General features: G+C 64.3%; 17 protein-coding genes. 4 read left to right on the forward strand and 13 right to left on the reverse strand.

The genetic code is table 11. The features are described from left to right. Positions 1-2: 2 nt before the first annotated feature. The 4 genes from pcaCD to pcaH are packed head-to-tail and all read right to left on the reverse strand — an operon-like array spanning position 3 to position 3,911. Positions 3-1,265, reverse strand: a complete 1,263-nt coding sequence (pcaCD, locus tag ACSQ3S_RS14570) for a bifunctional 4-carboxymuconolactone decarboxylase/3-oxoadipate enol-lactonase PcaCD (RefSeq protein ID WP_176650298.1) — start codon at positions 1,263-1,265, stop codon at positions 3-5. Continuing rightward, positions 1,262-2,665 carry a 3-carboxy-cis,cis-muconate cycloisomerase gene (gene pcaB, locus ACSQ3S_RS14575; RefSeq protein ID WP_436142795.1) on the reverse strand — a complete coding sequence of 468 codons (1,404 nt, stop codon included), beginning with the start codon at positions 2,663-2,665 and terminating at the stop codon, positions 1,262-1,264. The genes pcaCD and pcaB overlap by 4 nt, the downstream gene beginning before the upstream one ends. Before the next feature lie 18 nt (positions 2,666-2,683). Beyond that, entirely contained in the window at positions 2,684-3,205 is a 522-nt protein-coding gene (locus tag ACSQ3S_RS14580) for a protocatechuate 3,4-dioxygenase (RefSeq protein WP_413446495.1), read from the reverse strand. A gap of 13 nt (positions 3,206-3,218) precedes the next feature. Further along, positions 3,219-3,911 (reverse strand): protocatechuate 3,4-dioxygenase subunit beta, encoded by a 693-nt coding sequence (pcaH, locus tag ACSQ3S_RS14585; protein ID WP_436142796.1) that lies wholly within the window; start codon positions 3,909-3,911, stop codon positions 3,219-3,221. 143 nt (positions 3,912-4,054) lie between these two features. Between pcaH and ACSQ3S_RS14590 the strand changes: the two genes are divergently transcribed. Then, positions 4,055-4,828 carry an IclR family transcriptional regulator domain-containing protein gene (locus ACSQ3S_RS14590; protein ID WP_436142797.1) on the forward strand — a complete coding sequence of 258 codons (774 nt, stop codon included), beginning with the start codon at positions 4,055-4,057 and terminating at the stop codon, positions 4,826-4,828. An 8-nt stretch (positions 4,829-4,836) separates the two neighbouring features. Here ACSQ3S_RS14590 and ACSQ3S_RS14595 read toward each other — a convergent pair whose 3' ends face one another. Beyond that, on the reverse strand, positions 4,837-5,727 hold the full coding sequence (locus ACSQ3S_RS14595; RefSeq protein ID WP_436142798.1) for a helix-turn-helix domain-containing protein: 891 nt from the start codon (positions 5,725-5,727) through the stop codon (positions 4,837-4,839). 125 nt (positions 5,728-5,852) lie between these two features. Between ACSQ3S_RS14595 and ACSQ3S_RS14600 the strand changes: the two genes are divergently transcribed. After that, positions 5,853-7,019 (forward strand): 4-hydroxybenzoate 3-monooxygenase, encoded by a 1,167-nt coding sequence (locus ACSQ3S_RS14600; protein WP_436142799.1) that lies wholly within the window; start codon positions 5,853-5,855, stop codon positions 7,017-7,019. A 10-nt stretch (positions 7,020-7,029) separates the two neighbouring features. Here the strand turns inward: ACSQ3S_RS14600 and ACSQ3S_RS14605 are convergent, their stop codons facing one another. From ACSQ3S_RS14605 to ACSQ3S_RS14635, 7 genes are all read right to left on the reverse strand, one after another. Then, the gene (locus tag ACSQ3S_RS14605) at positions 7,030-7,755 is read right to left on the reverse strand and encodes an amino acid ABC transporter ATP-binding protein (protein WP_176650305.1); all 726 of its coding nucleotides are present in this window, start codon (positions 7,753-7,755) and stop codon (positions 7,030-7,032) included. A gap of 20 nt (positions 7,756-7,775) precedes the next feature. Further along, a complete protein-coding gene (locus ACSQ3S_RS14610) occupies positions 7,776-8,465 on the reverse strand; it encodes an amino acid ABC transporter permease (protein WP_436142800.1) in 690 nt (229 codons plus the stop codon). Continuing rightward, a complete protein-coding gene (locus tag ACSQ3S_RS14615; protein ID WP_436142801.1) occupies positions 8,462-9,208 on the reverse strand; it encodes an amino acid ABC transporter permease in 747 nt (248 codons plus the stop codon). The genes ACSQ3S_RS14610 and ACSQ3S_RS14615 overlap by 4 nt, the downstream gene beginning before the upstream one ends. A 23-nt stretch (positions 9,209-9,231) precedes the next feature. Next, on the reverse strand, positions 9,232-10,131 hold the full coding sequence (locus ACSQ3S_RS14620; protein ID WP_353397821.1) for an amino acid ABC transporter substrate-binding protein: 900 nt from the start codon (positions 10,129-10,131) through the stop codon (positions 9,232-9,234). A gap of 21 nt (positions 10,132-10,152) precedes the next feature. Then, a complete protein-coding gene (locus ACSQ3S_RS14625) occupies positions 10,153-11,145 on the reverse strand; it encodes a porin (RefSeq protein ID WP_436142802.1) in 993 nt (330 codons plus the stop codon). Positions 11,146-11,296: 151 nt separating this feature from the next. Further along, positions 11,297-12,718, reverse strand: a complete 1,422-nt coding sequence (locus tag ACSQ3S_RS14630; protein ID WP_436142803.1) for an aspartate ammonia-lyase — start codon at positions 12,716-12,718, stop codon at positions 11,297-11,299. Between the two features lie 158 nt (positions 12,719-12,876). Beyond that, on the reverse strand, positions 12,877-13,773 hold the full coding sequence (locus ACSQ3S_RS14635; protein WP_436142804.1) for a LysR substrate-binding domain-containing protein: 897 nt from the start codon (positions 13,771-13,773) through the stop codon (positions 12,877-12,879). A gap of 147 nt (positions 13,774-13,920) precedes the next feature. On the opposite strand from ACSQ3S_RS14635, the gene ACSQ3S_RS14640 reads away from it, so the two are divergent. Next, positions 13,921-15,387 carry an aspartate/glutamate racemase family protein gene (locus tag ACSQ3S_RS14640; RefSeq protein ID WP_436142805.1) on the forward strand — a complete coding sequence of 489 codons (1,467 nt, stop codon included), beginning with the start codon at positions 13,921-13,923 and terminating at the stop codon, positions 15,385-15,387. Positions 15,388-15,464: 77 nt separating this feature from the next. Here ACSQ3S_RS14640 and ACSQ3S_RS14645 read toward each other — a convergent pair whose 3' ends face one another. After that, positions 15,465-16,103, reverse strand: a complete 639-nt coding sequence (locus tag ACSQ3S_RS14645; protein ID WP_436142806.1) for an NADPH-dependent F420 reductase — start codon at positions 16,101-16,103, stop codon at positions 15,465-15,467. Positions 16,104-16,212: 109 nt separating this feature from the next. Here ACSQ3S_RS14645 and ACSQ3S_RS14650 point away from each other — a divergent pair, with 109 nt between their 5' ends. Continuing rightward, positions 16,213-17,142 (forward strand): LysR substrate-binding domain-containing protein, encoded by a 930-nt coding sequence (locus ACSQ3S_RS14650; RefSeq protein WP_436142807.1) that lies wholly within the window; start codon positions 16,213-16,215, stop codon positions 17,140-17,142. Positions 17,143-17,197 lie beyond the last annotated feature (55 nt).

Genomic DNA, 17,197 nt, shown 5'->3' on the forward strand with positions numbered 1-17,197 from the left:
GTCTACAAGCCGGCGATGAAGCCGGCGACGGCCGCCGCGAACGGCTCCGGCTGTTCGACCGCGCCCAGGTGCGAGGCATTGGGCAGCACGACCAGCGCGGCGCCGGGGATGGCCTGTTGCACGGTCTGCGCCATGCTGACCGGCGTGCCCTGGTCCAGTTCACCGGCGATCACCAGCGTCGGCACCGCGATGGCGCCCAGCCGTTCCGTGGTGTCGATCGCGCCGACCGCGTTGCAGCAGCCCATATAGCCCGTGGTGTCGGTGGCGAGCAGGCGGCGGCGGAAACGTGCCACTGTGGCCGCATGCTCGGCGCGGAAACCATCGTGGAAGTAGCGGCCCATCACCGCGTCGGCGATCGCCTCGATGCCTTGCTCGCGCACGGTGACGATGCGCTGCTGCCAGGCTTCGCGCGCGGCCTCCGGATAGCGGGAGGTGGTGTTGCCCAGTACCAGGGCGCGCACCAGCGACGGATGACGCAATGCCAGCTCCTGGCCGGCCATGCCGCCCATCGACAGCCCCACCCATACCACCGGGCCGGTATCGAGCTCGCGCAGCAGTGCTACCGCGTCGTCGGCCAGGTCGGCCATGCTGTACATGCCTTGCGGCGCCGCCGAGCTTCCGTGGCCGCGATGGTCGTAGGCGATCACGCGGCAGTCGGCGGCCAGCTGGTTGGCCAGGCTGTCCCACATCGTCAGGTCGCAGCCGAGGGCGTGGCTCAGCACCACGGTGTGGCGCGGCGCCTTGCCGTTGCGCGGTTCGCGCACCGTGTAGTGCAGGGCGGGCTGGCCGGCGCTACGGCCTTCGCGGCCGACGCCGGGATGGCTGGCGGCGGCCGGCGCCGCCGGTTCCAGCGCATAGCCGATCTGCGGCCCGACCTCACGCAAGATCGCCATCGCATGGGCGAAGGCGGTGTTGGCCGCCGGGACGCCGGCGTAGATCGCCGACTGTATCAGCACTTCCTTCAGTTCGTCCGGCGACAGGCGGTTCGACGCATCGCCCAGCAGCGCGGCGCGCACGTGCAGTTCGAATTCCTCCCAGCGTCCCAGCGCGATGGTGGTGGCCAGGACCATGGCGCGCCGGGTCTTCTGCTCCAGGCCCGGACGGCCCCAGATCTCGTTCCAGGCAAAGCGCGTGATCAGGTTCTGGAACTCGGCGTTGAAGCTGTTGGAATTTGCCAGCGATTTTTCCACCCAGGCGTCGCCGAGGATGGCGCGGCGGTTATTCAGCCCGCGTTCGAAGTCGTGGTCGATGGGATCAAAGCTCATGCTGTCTTCCTGTGATGGAAAGGGTGGTCGTTCAATGCGGCGATGTCCCGGCGCAGGCCTTGCAGCTGCTGCCGCGCCAGGCGTAGTGCCGGCTCGGCGGCGGCGGCCGGGTCGAACAGCGATGCCAGCGCGGCCAGGTCGACCTGGCCGCGCAGCTTGTCGTCGGCCCGTATCGCCTCGGCCAGCACGTCGGCCAGATGGCGTCCGCCGGCCAGCGCTTCGGCGCTCATTTTTTCCAGCAGGCTGTGGGCCGCCGGCCGCCCGATGACCGCCGCCAGCCAGGCCGATGCCGCCTCGGCAAACACCAGTCCCTGCAGGGCGTCGATGTTGCGCAGCATGCGCGCGGAGTCGACCTGCAGGCCCGCGAAGGCGTCGTTCAGCGCTTGCAGCGCGCCGTGCGCGCTGAGGAACAGGCCTGGCCATTCAGCCAGTTCGGCCTGCCAGTTGCCCAGGCCGCGCTCATGCTGCTGCCCCATGCTGGCCAGCAGCGCGGCCGCGTGCTGCGGCGTGCGGGTGGCGGCGGCCAGCGTGATCATGGCCGACACCGGGTTGCGCTTGTGCGGCATGGCGGAAGATCCGCCGCGGCCCTGGCCGGACGGTTCCGCCAGTTCGGCGATCTCGCCTTGCGCCATCAGGCTGATGTCGGTGGCGATCTTGCCCAGGCTGCCGGTCAGCACCGCCACCTCCAGGCCCAGGCGCACCCACTCGTCGCGCTGCGTGTGCCAGGCGGCGTCCGCCACCTTCAGGCCCAGATCGGCGGCCACCAGCGCCGCCACGGCCGCGCCTTGTTCTCCCATCACGGCCAGCGTGCCGACCGCGCCGCCCAGCTGCAGCTGCAGCGCGCGGGCGGCGCACTCGCGCAGGCGCGCGCGGGCACGCACCAGCGGCGCCAGCCAGCCTGCCGCCTTGAAGCCGAAGCTGCTCACCTGCGCCGGCTGCATCAGCGTGCGCGCCAGCACCGGCGTCTCCGCATGCCGCTCCGCCAGTTGCAGCAGATGGCCGGTCAGGTCGTGCAGGCCGTCGTCCAGCAGTTGCAGCGCGTCGCGCGTGGCCAGCACCATGGCGGTGTCGATCACGTCCTGGCTGGTGCTGCCCCAGTGGACGCGGGCGGCCGCCTCAGCATCGTACAGCGCCACGGTACGCGTCAGCTCGCGCACCAGCGGTATCGCCAGGCTGCCGGCGCGGCGGCCGGCGCTGACGATGGCGGGAATATCGTACAGCTGCGCGTTGCAGACGCCGGCGATGGCGCGCGCCGTTTCCGGCGGCAGCATGCCTTGCTCGGCCTGGGCCTGGGCCAGCGCCTGTTCGAAGCGCAGCATGGCCTGCACGATCGCCGCGTCGTCGAAGACGGCGATCATGTCAGGCGTGGTGAGGAAATTGTCGAAAATCGATACGCTCAAGAGAACTCCGCTGCGAGGTCAGACATAGTCGAAGAATGCGGTTTCCTTATCGGACTGCATCCAGATGTCCCAATGATAGACCCCGGGCGCGGTCTTGCGGGCGATCAGGGTGGGACGGCGCCCGGCGGGCACCTGTTGCAGTATCGCCGATTGGGCCAGACCGCTGTCGTCCTCCAGGAACACGGCGGTGAATTGGTGCTTGACCAGGCCGCGTGCGAACACCGTGACGAAGGTGGCCGGCACGCCGCCGGACGGCGCCGCGCATTGCGACAGCCGCAGACTGAATTCACCCCGTTCGCCGCTGGGCACGCGGCGGAAGCCGGGCAGCGCCTGCGCCGCCTCTGCGCCGGCGGCCGCCGGTTGCCAGGCTTCGATCTGGGCGTCGTTGATCGGCGTGCCGTCGCCGTCGTAGATGGTGCCCTCGATGACGATGGTGGCGGCCGTGGTTTCCAGCTTGCCGGCGGCGCTGGCGTCAGCCGCCCACTGCCAGGCTTCATGCGAGAACGGTCCGATGGTTTGCGAAGTGGTGATGTGGCTCATGCGGCTTGCTCCTTTAAAGACCCATGGGCGTGGCGTCGCGGCCGCGCAGCACGATATCGAATTCATAGCCCAGCATCTTGTCGCTGTCGGTGTGTTCCAGGCTGTAGCGCGAAACCAGGCGCTGGCGCGCGGCCAGGTCCGGGATGCTCTGGAAAATCGGATCGTAGTCGAACAGCGGATCGCTGGGGAAGTACATCTGCGTGACCAGGCGCTGCGCGTACACGTTGCCGAACAGCGAAAAGTGGATGTGCGCCGGCCGCCAGGCCTTGTCGTGATTGCCCCACGGGTAGGGACCGGGCTTGATGGTGACGAAGCGGTAGCGGCCGTCGTCGTCGGTCATCATCTTGCCGATGCCGTAGAAATTCGGGTCGAGCGGCGCATCGTGCTGGTCCTTCTTGTGCCAGTAGCGCCCGGCCGAGTTGCATTGCCAGACTTCCAGCAACGAATTGCGCACCGGCTTGCCGTCCTCGTCGACCACGCGGCCGGTGACGACGATCTTCTCGCCCAGCGGCGCGCCGTTGCCGTGCGCCGTCAGGTCCATGTCGTTGGGCAGCAGGATGCACGGCGACGGCACCAGGTTGTCCTGCACCGGCTGGTCGGCGCGGATGCGCAGCAGCGGCTGGGTGGGGCCGCGCTTCAGCGTCGACTTGTAGGGCGGGTAGATCAGTTCCGGGTAGACGCCGGACGGGATGGCATCGAATTTCAAGGGGGCCTCCTGATGGTTGCTGTGGTATGCGTGGAAGCCATGGTATGAAATGGGGCGTCGCGCCACAATATGCCGGCGGCGGATGATATCCGCTATGCGCACAAAATGTGCGATACTCGCACAAATTCCCGGATTTCTTCGCCATGGACACAGAACAAGACATTCCCGCTCAGCGCGATATGGTGGCCGGCCTGGAAAAAGGCTTGCAGGTGATCGCCGCCTTCGACCAGGAGCGCAGCCGCCTGACCATCGCCGAGGTGGCCGAGCGCACCGGCCTGACACGGGCGGCCGCGCGCCGCTACCTGATCACGCTGACCCACCTGGGCTATATGCGGCACGAGAACAAGCAGTTCGCGCTGACGCCCATGGTGCTGCGGCTGGGCCAGTCGTACCTGCATTCGGCGCGCCTGCCGCGCATCGTGCAGCCCCTGCTGTACCGGCTGGCCTATGCGCTGGGCGAGGCGGCATCTGCCGGCGTGCTCGATCACGACCAGCTGGTGTGCGTGGCCGCCGTCAGTGCCGGGCAGCTGGTGTCGGTCACGCTGCAGCCGGGCACCCGGGTGCCGGCCTACTGCACGGCCAATGGCCGCGTGCTGCTGGCGCACCTGCCGCAGCCGCAGATCGATGCCTTCCTGGAGCGCGCGCAGCCGGAGCGGATCACCGAGCACACCATCGTCAACAAGGAACGCCTGGCGCTGGAGATCGCGCGCACCCGCGCGCAGGGCTATGCGCTGGTGGACCAGGAGCTGGAGCTGGGCTTGCGCACCATCGCCGTGCCGCTGAAGAACTTCCGCGGCGAGGTGGTGGCGGCGATGAACATCAGCGTGCACGCCGGGCGCATGCCGCTGGAGCAGATGCTGGAGCGCTGCCTGCCGGCGCTGATCAAGATCCAGGTCGAGCTGAACGCCTTGTTGTAACTCGAGCGTCAGCCGCTGCGGAACTGCTTGGGCGTCAGCCCCATGCGTTTCTTGAACAGGCGGCTGAAGTAGGCCGGATCCTGGAATCCCAGTTCGTAGGCGATGCTGGCGATGCTGGCGGGCAGGTAGGTCAGCTTGCGGCAGGCTTCCAGCATCAGCCGGTCCTGGGTGATGTCGAACGCCGATTTGCCGGACAGCTTGAGGCACAGGCGATTGAGCCGGGTCGGCGTCGCCCGCAGCGCCTCGGCATATTGGCCGACTTGCCATTGCTCCTTGTAGCGACGTTCCACCTCGGTGCGGAAGCGGCTGAACAGTTCAAAATCGCTGCGCCCCGACTGGTCGGCAAGGCGGCGCTCCGCATGCAGGCGCACCAGCAGCAGCAGGGCGCTGCGCGCTAGCCAGTCCAGCATCAAGGTGTGGCCGTACTGCGGCCAGGCCGCTTCCGTCAGCAGGTTTTGCAGCAGCGATTCCAGGCGCGCGCGCAGTTCCGGCTGGCCGGCCAGGTCGATCGCCAGCGGCTCCACAAACAGCGAGGAATACAGGTCGCCATGGTTTTCCGCCGCCGCAAACACCACGTTCTGGTCCACCGTCAGCACATAGCCGTGCGCCTCGGCCGAGAAGTCGAAGCCGTGCACCACCGAGGGATGGATGGTGATGACGGTCGGCGCGCTGCATTCCCAGACGGCGCCGTCGACGCTGGCGCTGACCTCGCCGCCGTAGAGGAAAAGTACCTGAAACAAGCCGCTGTGCGTGTGCTTGTCTATATGCCAGTGGTGCACCCGGCTGCGGGTTTCGATCAGCTCGATGTGCACGAATTCGGCATTTTCTCCCCGTGCCTGCTCGCCATACAGGCCGAATTGCGGAACATCGGGCAGTGCCGGTTTTGCGTTGCGGGCCATGGGCGGGAAGGTCCGGGAAAGTGAAGAGGTGTCGAAATAGTACAAGTTTTATGCTGTTTCATCCATTTTTTTTAACGCCCCCCGGCGCTACGATGGCTGCACACTTACACCATATCGGAGACATCATGCGTACCCAGGTAGCCATCATCGGCGCCGGCCCAGCGGGCCTGCTGCTATCCCATCTGCTGCATCTGAACGGCATCGAATCGATCGTGCTGGAGTCGCGCAGCCAGGCCGACATCGAAGCGACCATCCGCGCCGGCGTGCTGGAACAAGGCACCATGGACATCCTCAACAACGCCGGCGTCGGCGCCCGCATGCAGGCCGAGGGGGCGCTGCACCATGGCATAGAACTGGCCTTCGGCGGCCGGCGTCACCGCATCGACCTGACCGAGCTGACCGGAAAATCCATCACCGTCTATCCGCAGCATGAGGTGATCAAGGACCTGGTGGCGGCGCGGCTGGCGGCGCAGGGAGAACTGCTGTTCGAGGTCAGCGCCGTGGAACTGCATGGGGTCGACACCACCACGCCGTCGGTCAGCTTTACCCATCGCGGCGAGGCGGCGCGCATCGAGGCCGACTTCGTCATCGGCTGCGACGGCTACCACGGCGTGACGCGGCCGGCGATGCCGGGGCAGGGGCGGCAGGACTACCAGCGCACCTACGGCTTCGGCTGGTTCGGCATCCTGGTGGAATCGGCGCCATCGTCCGATGAACTGATCTATGCGCGGCATGAGCGCGGCTTTGCGCTGGTCAGCACGCGTACGCCGACGGTGCAGCGGCTGTACTTCCAGTGCGATCCCGCCGACCACGTCGACAACTGGTCGGACGACCGCATCTGGGCCGAGCTGCACGCGCGCCTGGAGAACAACGACGGCTGGCGGGTCAACGAAGGCCGCATCTTCCAGAAAAACATCATCGGCATGCGCAGCTTCGTCTCGACGCCGATGCAGTCGGGCCGCCTGTTCCTGGCCGGCGACGCGGCGCACATAGTGCCGCCCACCGGAGCCAAGGGCATGAACCTGGCGGTGTCGGACGTGCAACTGCTGGCGCAGGGGCTGGAGCAGTTCTACCGCCAAGGCAGCGAAGAGCGGCTGCAGGGCTACACGGCGGCGGCCCTGAAGCGCATCTGGCGCGCCGAATACTTCTCGTGGTGGATGACCAGCCTGCTGCACACCTTTGCCGACGCCACCCCGTTCAAGCGCGAGGTGCAGCGCGCGGAACTGGAATGCGTGGTCAGCTCGCGCGCGATGGCGACGGCATTGGCGGAAAACTACGTCGGCGCGTTCTGACGGGACGCTGTCAATGGATGATCTTGCGCAGGAAATCGCGCGCGCGCTCTGACCGGGGCGCATCGAAGAACTCCTGTTTCCCGCAGTCTTCGACGATGCAGCCCTGGTCCATGAACACCACCCGGTTGGCGACGCGCCTGGCGAATCCCATTTCGTGCGTCACCACCATCATCGTCATGCCTTCGCGCGCGAGCTCGACCATCACGTCCAGCACTTCGTTAATCATTTCCGGATCCAGCGCCGAGGTCGGCTCGTCAAACAGCATCGCGATCGGATCCATCGCCAGCGCGCGGGCAATCGCCACCCGTTGTTGCTGCCCACCGGATAGCTGTCCCGGAAACTTGTCCTGTTGCCCGAGCAGGCCCACCCGGTCCAGATAGGCCAGGCCTTTGCTGGTGGCTTCGTCGCGCGGACGGCCCAGCACTTTGACCTGGGCCAGCGTCAGGTTGTCGCGGATCGACAGATGGGGGAATAGTTCGAAATTCTGAAACACCATTCCTATGCGCGCACGCAACTGCGCCAGGTTGGTCTTGGGATCGTGGGCCGGAATGTCGTCGACCCAGATGCTGCCGCGCTGAACGGGTTCCAGGCCGTTCACGGTCTTGATCAGCGTGGATTTTCCGGAACCCGAAGGACCGCACACCACCATCACATCGCCCTTGTTGACCATGGTGGAACATTGGTTCAACACCTGGAACGGACCATACCATTTACTTATCTTGTCTATTTTAATCATGGGATTGCTTTCAATTGCGGTTAGCGGAGAATCGTCAGCTTGCGATTCAGTTTCTTCACCAAGGTGGACAGGCTGAAACACAACACGAAGTACACCAGCGCGACAAACAAATACATTTCCACCAGGCGGCCGTCGCGGTGCGCGACCTTGGATGCGGCCCCGACAAAATCGGTCAGCGACAACACATACACCAGCGACACGTCCTGGAACAGCACGATGGTCTGTGTCAGCAGCAGGGGAATCATGTTGCGGAATGCCTGAGGCAACACGACGTTGCCCATCATCTGCCTGTAGCTCATGCCCAGCGCTTGCGCCGCCGCCAACTGCCCGCGGGGGATGGACTGTATGCCTGCGCGCATGATCTCGCAGTAATAGGCGGATTCAAACAGCACGAAAGTCACCAGCGACGAGGCGAACGGCCCCACCTTCACCGGCTCGGACGAGCCGGAGAGCCACGCGCCCAGGTAGGGGACCAGGAAGTACACCCAGAAAATCACCAGCACCAGCGGGATCGAGCGTATCGTGTTGACGTACAGGCCGGCCGCGCCGGCGATCAGGCGCAGCCCGGACAGGCGCATCAACGCCAGCAGGGTGCCGATCACGATGCCGCCCACCATGGCCAGCCCGGTCAGCTGCAAGGTGAAGGCCATGCCGGTGCGGAACAGATAGTCCAGCGAGTCGGCGATCACGCCGAAATCAAAGCCCGTCATTGTTTCGCCCTCCGTCCCGGCAGGGACATGCCCGGCACGGCGGTGCGCCGTTCGATCAGCCCCATCAGGCTGACGATGCCGAGGTTAATCGCCAGGTACATCACCGTCGCCATGGTGAACGCCTCGAATACCTGGAACGAAAATTCCTGCATCGATCGGGCCTGGGCCGTCAGTTCCATCAATCCTATGCTCAAGGCCAGCGCGCTGTTCTTGACCACGTTGACGAACTCGTTGGTCAAAGGAGGAATGATGATGCGCAGCGCCATCGGCAGGATCACGTAGCGGTAGGTCTGCAGCAAGGTCAAGCCCAGCGCGGTGCCGGCCATGCGCTGCCCGCGCGGCAGCGCATGGATGCCGACCGACACCTGCACCGCGACCCGCGACGAGGTATAGCTGCCCAGGCATAGCACGGCGGTGACAAACGACGCGTTGGGCAACTGCTTCAACCAGTCGCCCATGGATGCGGGGAGCAACTCGGGCAAAACGAAGTACCACAGGAACATTTGCACCAGCAGCGGAACGTTTCGAAACAGCTCGATGTAGGCATTGCACAGCCAGTTCACCCTTCGGTTCGGCATGGTACGCAGGCTGCCGATCAGACCGCCAATCAGCAAGGCGATGAGCCAGGCCAGCAAGGCTGTCGCCAGCGTCCACGCCAGGCCGTGCATGAAGCTGTCAAAGTAGGTGCCCATGCCGTCGGGGGAGTGCTCCCCGAAGATGCGCCAGTTCCAGTTGTAATTCATAGTCTCCTCATGCTCCCTGGTGATCAGCGGTAGGCGCCGGGTTCGCCGGAATCGCTTGGATGGGCGAAGTTGCGCTTGAGCGCCTCGCTCATCGGCCAGTTCAGGTTGATGCCTTTAGGTGGAATCGGCGACTGGAACCACTTGGCGTAGATACGGTTGATTTCGCCGGAAGCGTAGATCTCGGTCAGCGCGCCATCGACCGCCTTCTTGAAGCCCGGGTCATCCCGGCGCATCATCAACGCGTAGGGCTCGGCAAACAGCGATTCATGCGAGATGACGTAGTCGTCGGGATTTTTCGAGCTGGCCGCCAGCGAGGCCAACAAGATGTCGTCCATGCCGAACGCCGCCGCGCGGCCGGTTTCCACCATCAGGAACGCTTCCGCGTGGTCCTTGGCCGTCACAATATTGATGCCCAGGTTCTTGATGTTGTTGATTTCGCTGAGTTCCTTCAGGTTGGCGGTGCCGGAGGTCGACACCAGCGTCTTGCCGCGCAGGTCGCGCAAGCTGTTGATGTTGGCCGACTTCTTGGCCACCAGGCGGGTCGAGGTCAGGAAGGTGGTGGGGCTGAATGCGACCTGCTTCTGGCGTTCGACGTTGTTGGTGGTCGAGCCGCACTCGAGGTCGATCGTGCCGTTCGCCATCAGCGGCACCCGGGTCGCGGCGGTGACCGGATTCAGGTTGATCTTCAGCTTGCTCATGCCCAGCTGCTTCTGGATCGAGGCGACGATCCGGGTGCACAGCTCGAGCGAATAGCCCTGGTATTCCTGCTTGCCGTCGAGGTAGGAGAAGGGGATGGACGATTCGCGCACGCCCAGCGTGATGGCGCCGCTATCCTTGATTTTCTTCAGCGTGGCGCTGTCTTGCGCCTGTGCCTGGCCCAGCATGGCGGCGGCCAGTATGACGATCAGTTTGGTGAGTTTCATGAGGTCCTCTGTCTGGAAAGATTAAAAGCGATGGCGGATGCCGATGTCGGTGCCGGTGTTGCCGGTGCCGGTATCGGTGCCGTTGCCGACGGTATAGCTGGCGCCGTTGTGGTTGCTGATGTGCCCGTAGCTCAGATACAGGTCGGTGCGCTTGGACAGCGCGTACAGGTAGGCTGCCGCCCACTGGCGCGCATCCTTGTTGACCGAGGTTTGGTCGTCGTGGCGGATGTAGGAGGCCAGCAGCGTGTGCACGCCCTCGGTCCAGGTGCCGCCCAGCACGTCGTCCCTGCTGCGGGCACCTGCCGCGCCGCGCGTGACGCCGTGGGCGAGGTCGACGCTGAAGCGGCTGACCTTGTATTTCGCCACCAGCAGGCTGTAGCGCGCGCTATCGCTGGCGTCGGCGTTTTCCTTGATGTGGTTGGTCAGCGTGACATTGAACGGCCCGTCGGCATAGCTCAGCGCGGCGCCCAGCGTGCGGTTTTTGGCGCTGTTGCCGGCGGTTTCGCCTGCGCCATAGGCCAGGTCGGCGGCGAAGCCGGCGTAGCGCGGCGTCTTGTATTCGACCATGTTGTCGACCCGCGTGTTGCCGGGGATGATGTTGGTGACGTTGCCCGCCAGGCCGATCTCGAACGGATCGACGACATCGCGCAGCGTCGTGTACAGCGGCGAGTATTGGCGTCCCAGCGAGATCGCGCCAAACTTGCCTGCCAGGCCGACGAAGGCCTGGCGGCCGAACAGCAGGCCGCCCTGGCCCGCGCTGCCGGTATCGATGTTGTAGCCGTTCTCCAGCTGGAAGAAGGCGCTCAGGCCGTCGCCCAGGTCTTCCTTCCCCTTGAAGCCCAGCCGCGAGCCCGAACCGACGCCGCTGCTGACACGGCTGACACTGCCGGCCGCGCCGCCGGTGTCGCGCACCAGGCCGGCGTCAGCGATGCCGTAGATGGCGACGTTAGATTGCGCCGAGGCGGCGCCGCACAGGCATGCGCCCAAGGCGATGCAGGTGGCCAGTTGTTTCATTTTGTTCTCCCAGTGTTGAAAAATTGAATAGTTATGGCAATGCGGTGCTCGAACTGCTGGTGCTGCGTTTTACAAATTGCAGGCGCGTGTCTCCCCCTGGCGGCTGCGAGGTCGCCTGTAAGTTCTGTGAAAAGGAAAGGCTGGCTTGGTGCTAGGTCAGCGTGGCCAGCGGCTGAGGACGTGGCCTGGTCAACTGATCCGGTTGCAGCAGTTGTCTCAGCTCTCCGGCGGTCATCAGGCCTTGTTCGACGACCAGTTCGGCCACCCCTCTGCCGCTGCTCAGCGCGAGCTGGGCGATGGCGGTGGCGGCCTCGTAGCCTATGTAGGGATTCAACGCGGTCACCAGGCCGATGGAGCGCTCCACCGTGTCTTGCAGGTGCTGTTGGTTGGCGGTGATGCCGTTGATGCAGCGGGTGGCCAACACCTCGCACCCCACGGTCAGGTGGCTGATGCTCTTGAACAGGCTGTAGCCGATGATGGGTTCGAACGCGTTGAGCTGGAGCTGGCCGGCTTCCGCGGCGAAGCTGACGGTGATGTCGTTACCCAGCACCTCAAACGCGATCTGGTTGACCACTTCGGGTATCACCGGGTTGATCTTGCCCGGCATGATACTGGAACCGGCTTGCATGGGGGGCAGGTTGATCTCTCCGAAACCGGCGCGCGGCCCGCTCGACAGCAGCCGCAAGTCGTTGCAGATTTTCGACAGCTTGAGCGCCACCCGCTTGAGCACGCCGGAGAGCTGGACGAAGGCGCCCACGTCCTGCGTCGCCTCGATCAGGTCGGGCGAACTGGACAACGTCACGCCGCTGATGCGGCACAGTTCCGCGCAGGCCAGCTGCGCGTAATCAGGGTGTGCGTTGATGCCGGTGCCGATAGCGGTGGCGCCGAGATTGATTTCCCACATCAGCATCGCGGCCTCGCGCAGCCGGTCCTGGTCCTCGCCGAGCATCACGGCATAGGTGCCGAATTCCTGGCCCAGGGTCATCGGCACGGCATCCTGCAATTGGGTCCGTCCCATCTTGATGATGTTTTCGAACTCATGGGATTTAGCGCGGCATGCCCGCTTCAGCACATCCATCGCCGCGATCAGGCCGTCCATGGCGCGATAGGTCGCCAGCCTCAGCGCGGTCGGATAGACGTCGTTGGTGCTCTGGCTCAGATTGACGTGCTGGTTCGGGTGCAGGATGTGATAGGCGCCGCGCGGTTGCCCCAGCAGTTCCAGGGCCAGGTTGGCGATCACCTCGTTGGCGTTCATATTGGTCGAGGTTCCGGCCCCGCCTTGTATCATGTCGACCACGAAGTGCTGGTGGAATTGTCCGTCGATGACTTGCTGGCAGGCCGCGACGATGGCGTCCAGGTGTTCTTCACCCAGGAGGCCGAGCTTGAAATTGGTGACTGCCGCAGCCTGTTTCACCATCGCCAGCGAGACGATCAGATCCGGCCAATGCGAAATGGGCGTGCCGGTGATCGGAAAGTTTTCCAGCGCGCGCAGCGTGTGGATGCCGTAATACGCGTGGTGGGGCAAAGCGCGTTCGCCCAGTAGATCGTGTTCCGTTCTCGTTGCCGCAGACATAGTTGGTCTCTCCCGTTGAGCTGTACTTGCACATGTCGCCGCGCTGCACTGCGGTTGATGGAAGTCATTCTAGGGAGAGGGCGCTGCCAAACTATGCTAATTCGACATACATTGATGCTTTGCTGGAATGCAATTTTTTGGGGAGGCAGCGCACCGATTCAGTGCTGCTGAAGATTTTCCCACAGGCGCAGCAGCGCCGGCTTGCGGTTGTCGATGGCGCGGAACAGGCGTATCTCCAATGTCATGTTCCATTGTTCGCCGCCTGCCGCCACCAGTTTCCCTTCGGTTAATTCGCGTCGGATGCAGCTCTCGGGCAGCCATGCCAGGCCAAGGCCGGAGAGCGCCATGGTCTTGAGCAGCTCCGCCAGGTCGGACTCGTAGCTGTTCACCAGGAAGCAGGGCTGGTCGACCCGGGCGACGATGCGTTCGACGACGCGGGCGAAAAACGAACCGGCGGTATAGCCCAGTTGCGAGGTGGGCGCCACCCGGCTTCCCGGTAGTGAAAATGCGGCAAACCCACTGCGCTTGGGTGCGGAAACAGGCAGCACCAGCTCGCCGCCGAGATTGATATATTCGAAGCGCGCGGGGTCGAGTTCTATGGGCAGGTCGGAGTGGTGGTAGCAGAGTAAAAGGTCGCAGTTGCCTTCGACCAGCGACAGCACGGAGTCGTGCACGTTTGTGGGCAAAACGCGGGTGCGCAACTGGCCGAAGCGCGCCTCGACAGTTTGCAGCCACTTGGGCAGGAAGTTCAGCGAAAGCGTGTGCCCGGCAGAGATGCTGAGCATGTTTTCATCCTTGTTCTCGACGCGCAGCAGGGCGCGGGTGTCGTTCAGCAGGCGCATGGCCTCGACCGCGGAATTGCTGAACAGTTTGCCTGCGGGCGTCAGGATCAGCGGATAGGTGCTGCGATCGACCAGATCCGCGCCTACCCAGGCTTCCAGCGAACGGATGCGCCGGCTGAGCGCCGACTGCGTCACGTTGCGTTCCTGGGCAGAACGCGAGAAGTTGCGTGTCTGCGCCAGGCTCAGAAAATCCTCCAACCATTTAATATCCATGCTGTGCAAATCCGTTTGTGTTGCGGCTACGTGGGTTCTGTCCGACATTCTCCTATGCTTGCGTCGCATAGGGTCAGTTCTAAATTGCATAACTGGATGTCGGGGGCGAGATATCGTACGGAAATGTCTCCCAGATACCACAGGCCCATGTCACTCACATCTCACACTCCATCGTCCGGCAGCGACGTCCAGTGCATAGGCATCATCGGCGGCCTCGGTACGCTGGCCGGTGCCGACGTGCACGGGAAAATGGTGCGAAGTATCGCGCGCCACAGCCGCCATGACGCCTATCGCGTCCTGTATGAGAACAGCCGCTTCCCGGTCGACGGCAGCACGGAGCTCAACCGGCGCATGCTCTACATTTATGACATGGTGCAGCACTACCAGCAACTGGGCGCCGACAGCGTGATGCTGCCGTGCTTTATCAGTCACACGTTCCTGCATCAGTTGCAGACCGAATTGAGTCTGCCCATAGTCGGCTTGATGGACGCCGTATCGGCCGCACTTCGAAAAGACGTCCCGCGCGCCGCAACCATCGGCGTGCTGACGTCCGATTACGTGCTAGGCCAGCGTCTGTTCGAGCACCATCTGCAGCCGGAGGGCTACCGCCTGGTCTATCCAAAGCCGGCAATCCAGCGGCGTTGCGTGATGGAGGCCGTGTACGGGGCGGCGGGACTGAAAAACGACGATCGATCGCCGCGTTCGATCGCCTTGCTGCTGGAAGCGTGCCGCGACTTGATGGCGCAAGGGGCCGAGCTGATCGTGCCGGGCGCCACGGAGATTGCGATGGTCTCCAATTTGTTGCGGGCGGCCGGCATGCCGGTGATGGACAGCAATCAGGCATACGTCGATTACGCCTTGGAGATGCGCCAGCCAAGGCCGCCGCGCTCCTTCAAGCTCGGTATCGTCGGTGGAGTCGGCCCCGCGGCGACGGTTGATTTCATGGAAAAGATTATTTCGAACACGGCGGCGCGGCGGGATCAGGATCACGTCAAATTAATTGTCGAGCACAATCCGCAAATTCCCGACCGCACGGCCAACCTGATCGGCGACGGGGAGGACCCGACCTTGGCAATCTATGCGGCCTGCAAGCGCCTCGAAGCCAATCAGGCCGACCTGATCGCCATTCCGTGCAACACCGCTCACGCGTATATCGAACGCATACGCGGGCAGGTCGAGGTGCCGATCATCAATATGCTGCAAGAGGCCGTAAGCCATATCAACCGGCACCATGCCGGCGAGCGGATCGTCGGCCTGTTGGCTACCGACGGAACGGTCGGCAGCCGCGTTTATCACGAGGCCGCCGCCGGCGCGCCGTTTGAATTGCTGGTGCCCGACGATGCGCATCAGGCATTGGTCATGCGCGCAATCTACGGCAAATACGGCGTGAAAGCCGGCTATCTGGAGGGCCAGTGCCGGCAGGATCTGATCCAGGCGTTGGAGCACCTGCTCGATGCCGGTGCCAGCGTGGTGATATTGGGCTGCACCGAATTGCCTTTGCTCTTGCAGGAAAACTCGGCATTTCAGTTGGGCGATCACGCCGTAGCGCTGCTTGATCCGACAGCGATCCTGGCACGGCGCTGTGTCGCGATCGCCAAGGCGGGGCAGGCGTAGTCATTGGCCGCCTCATGGAACCAGATCGCCGCATAGAGCGCGGCCCGACCTCTCCTGGCGGCCGGCAGGGAGGCGGATCAGGCGTCGATGACGTCCATCTCAGGCAGCGAGGCGCCGCCCTGGCGTTGCAAGATCATGCTGTGCGTGGTCAGCGGACCGCCGAACTGCTGCAGCAGGCCGCCCGCCGCGATTGGGCCGAGGTCGATCGGCGCGTAACCGAAGCGCTCGATCAGTTCGGACAGCGAGGCGTTGGCGGCCTTGTCGTTCCCCGACAAGAACAGCACGCGGCGCCCGCGGGCGTCGTCAGGCTTGCGGGCTACCACGTTGGCGAACATCGTATTGAAGGCCTTGACCAGCCTCGCGCCGGACGCCGCGTCGGCAACGATGTCGGAAGAAGGGCGGCCGCCCAGGTCGGCCGGGGAGAAATCGCTGAAGTCGATGGCGTTGGTGGTGTCGACGATGATGCGGTTGTTCCAGGCCGGCGCATCTTTCAATGCCGCAGCGACGGCGTCGAAGGGAATGGCGAGGAACACCATGTCCGCGCCCAGCGCCGTTTTCAAATCGGTTGGAACGACAGCTGAACCAAGTTCATCGACCAGCGCTTGCAGGCTGGCAGGGCCGCGGGTATTGGCGACCTGGACTTCGAGCTGCTGACGGGCGAACTGGCGGGCGATGGCGGTGCCGATGGCACCTGAACCGATGATGGCGTATTTCATGATGAGCTCCTTGGTGATTCGTTGATGGAGCCAGTGTGCCTGAGGGATTGAGCATTGATTAGTATGTAATCGTTGGTAAGACTTTCTACGATTACTGTAAAATAAAACGATGGAAACGCTATCTAACCTGGAATCGTTCATCCGCAGCGCGGAGGCGGGCAGTTTTTCCGCTGCCGCGCGGCGCCTCGGTTTGACACCGACCGCGATCAGCCGGAATGTCGCCATGCTGGAACGCAACCTCGGTGTGCGGCTGTTCCAGCGCACCACGCGCAAGCTCAGCCTGACCGAGGCCGGGGAGCAGCTGCTGGAGAGCATGGGCGGCAGCCTGGATGTGCTGCAGGCCGCGCTGGCGCAGGTGGGCGCGGTCAGCAAGGGCCCTTCCGGCCTGCTCAAGATCAGCACGCCCACCGGGCTGGGGCTGACGTATCTGATGCCCATGCTACCGGCGTTGCGTGAGCGTTATCCCAACTTGCGCGTGGAATGGCACCTGGAGAATCGCCAGGTGGACATCGTCGCTGAGGGGTTCGACGTCACTGTCGGCGGCGGCGTGGGACGCGGCGACGGACTGGTGGCGGTGCCGCTGGCTCCGGCCCACCTGGTGGCGGTGGCTGGGCCTGCTTACCTGGCCGGCCGCGCGCCGCCCCGCACGCCAGCCGAGCTTGCGGCGCTGGACGGCATCGTGGTTCGGGGCAGTAACCAGGGCCGCGTCCGCCACTGGGCCATGCGCAACGCCGCCGGCGAGGAAACCGTCGTCGAGCTGCGCGAGTCGCTCATCGTCAACGATGCGATCGGGGTCAGGGAGGCGGCCGAGCTGGGGTTGGGGGTTGCCTTGCTGGTGATGCCGGATGCGCTCCCGGGCCTGTCGGCGGGCACGCTGGTGCGATTGCTGCCAGACTGGTGGGCCGACGCAGGAAAGATATCGCTGTTCTATAGCACGCGTAGTCTGATGCCGGCCAAGTCGAGGGCGTTTATCGATTTTCTCAAGGAAGAGTTCGCCCGCCATCGCTACGATGAACAGTTTCGTGGATTTGTGCCATAGCTTTCCGCGGCCGCGACGGCAAACGAAAAAAAATGCCGCGACAGATTTGCCGCGG

The sequence above is a fragment of the Duganella sp. LjRoot269 genome (genome assembly GCF_964254095.1).
In the GTDB taxonomy this organism is placed as follows: domain Bacteria; phylum Pseudomonadota; class Gammaproteobacteria; order Burkholderiales; family Burkholderiaceae_D; genus Rugamonas; species Rugamonas hordei.

Excerpts from the sequence above, each read along its gene's own strand:
- ACSQ3S_RS14650 (WP_436142807.1), top strand. The coding sequence starts at position 16,213 with ATGGAAACGCTATCTAACCTGGAATCGTTCATCCGCAGCGCGGAGGCG.
- ACSQ3S_RS14580 (WP_413446495.1), bottom strand. The coding sequence starts at position 3,205 with ATGAGCCACATCACCACTTCGCAAACCATCGGACCGTTCTCGCATGAA.
- ACSQ3S_RS14610 (WP_436142800.1), bottom strand. The coding sequence starts at position 8,465 with ATGACGGGCTTTGATTTCGGCGTGATCGCCGACTCGCTGGACTATCTG.
- ACSQ3S_RS14620 (WP_353397821.1), bottom strand. The coding sequence starts at position 10,131 with ATGAAACTCACCAAACTGATCGTCATACTGGCCGCCGCCATGCTGGGC.
- ACSQ3S_RS14640 (WP_436142805.1), top strand. The coding sequence starts at position 13,921 with ATGTCACTCACATCTCACACTCCATCGTCCGGCAGCGACGTCCAGTGC.
- pcaCD (WP_176650298.1), bottom strand. The coding sequence starts at position 1,265 with ATGAGCTTTGATCCCATCGACCACGACTTCGAACGCGGGCTGAATAAC.
- ACSQ3S_RS14630 (WP_436142803.1), bottom strand. The coding sequence starts at position 12,718 with ATGTCTGCGGCAACGAGAACGGAACACGATCTACTGGGCGAACGCGCT.
- ACSQ3S_RS14625 (WP_436142802.1), bottom strand. The coding sequence starts at position 11,145 with ATGAAACAACTGGCCACCTGCATCGCCTTGGGCGCATGCCTGTGCGGC.
- ACSQ3S_RS14645 (WP_436142806.1), bottom strand. The coding sequence starts at position 16,103 with ATGAAATACGCCATCATCGGTTCAGGTGCCATCGGCACCGCCATCGCC.
- ACSQ3S_RS14590 (WP_436142797.1), top strand. The coding sequence starts at position 4,055 with ATGGACACAGAACAAGACATTCCCGCTCAGCGCGATATGGTGGCCGGC.
- ACSQ3S_RS14635 (WP_436142804.1), bottom strand. The coding sequence starts at position 13,773 with ATGGATATTAAATGGTTGGAGGATTTTCTGAGCCTGGCGCAGACACGC.
- ACSQ3S_RS14595 (WP_436142798.1), bottom strand. The coding sequence starts at position 5,727 with ATGGCCCGCAACGCAAAACCGGCACTGCCCGATGTTCCGCAATTCGGC.
- ACSQ3S_RS14605 (WP_176650305.1), bottom strand. The coding sequence starts at position 7,755 with ATGATTAAAATAGACAAGATAAGTAAATGGTATGGTCCGTTCCAGGTG.
- ACSQ3S_RS14600 (WP_436142799.1), top strand. The coding sequence starts at position 5,853 with ATGCGTACCCAGGTAGCCATCATCGGCGCCGGCCCAGCGGGCCTGCTG.
- ACSQ3S_RS14615 (WP_436142801.1), bottom strand. The coding sequence starts at position 9,208 with ATGAATTACAACTGGAACTGGCGCATCTTCGGGGAGCACTCCCCCGAC.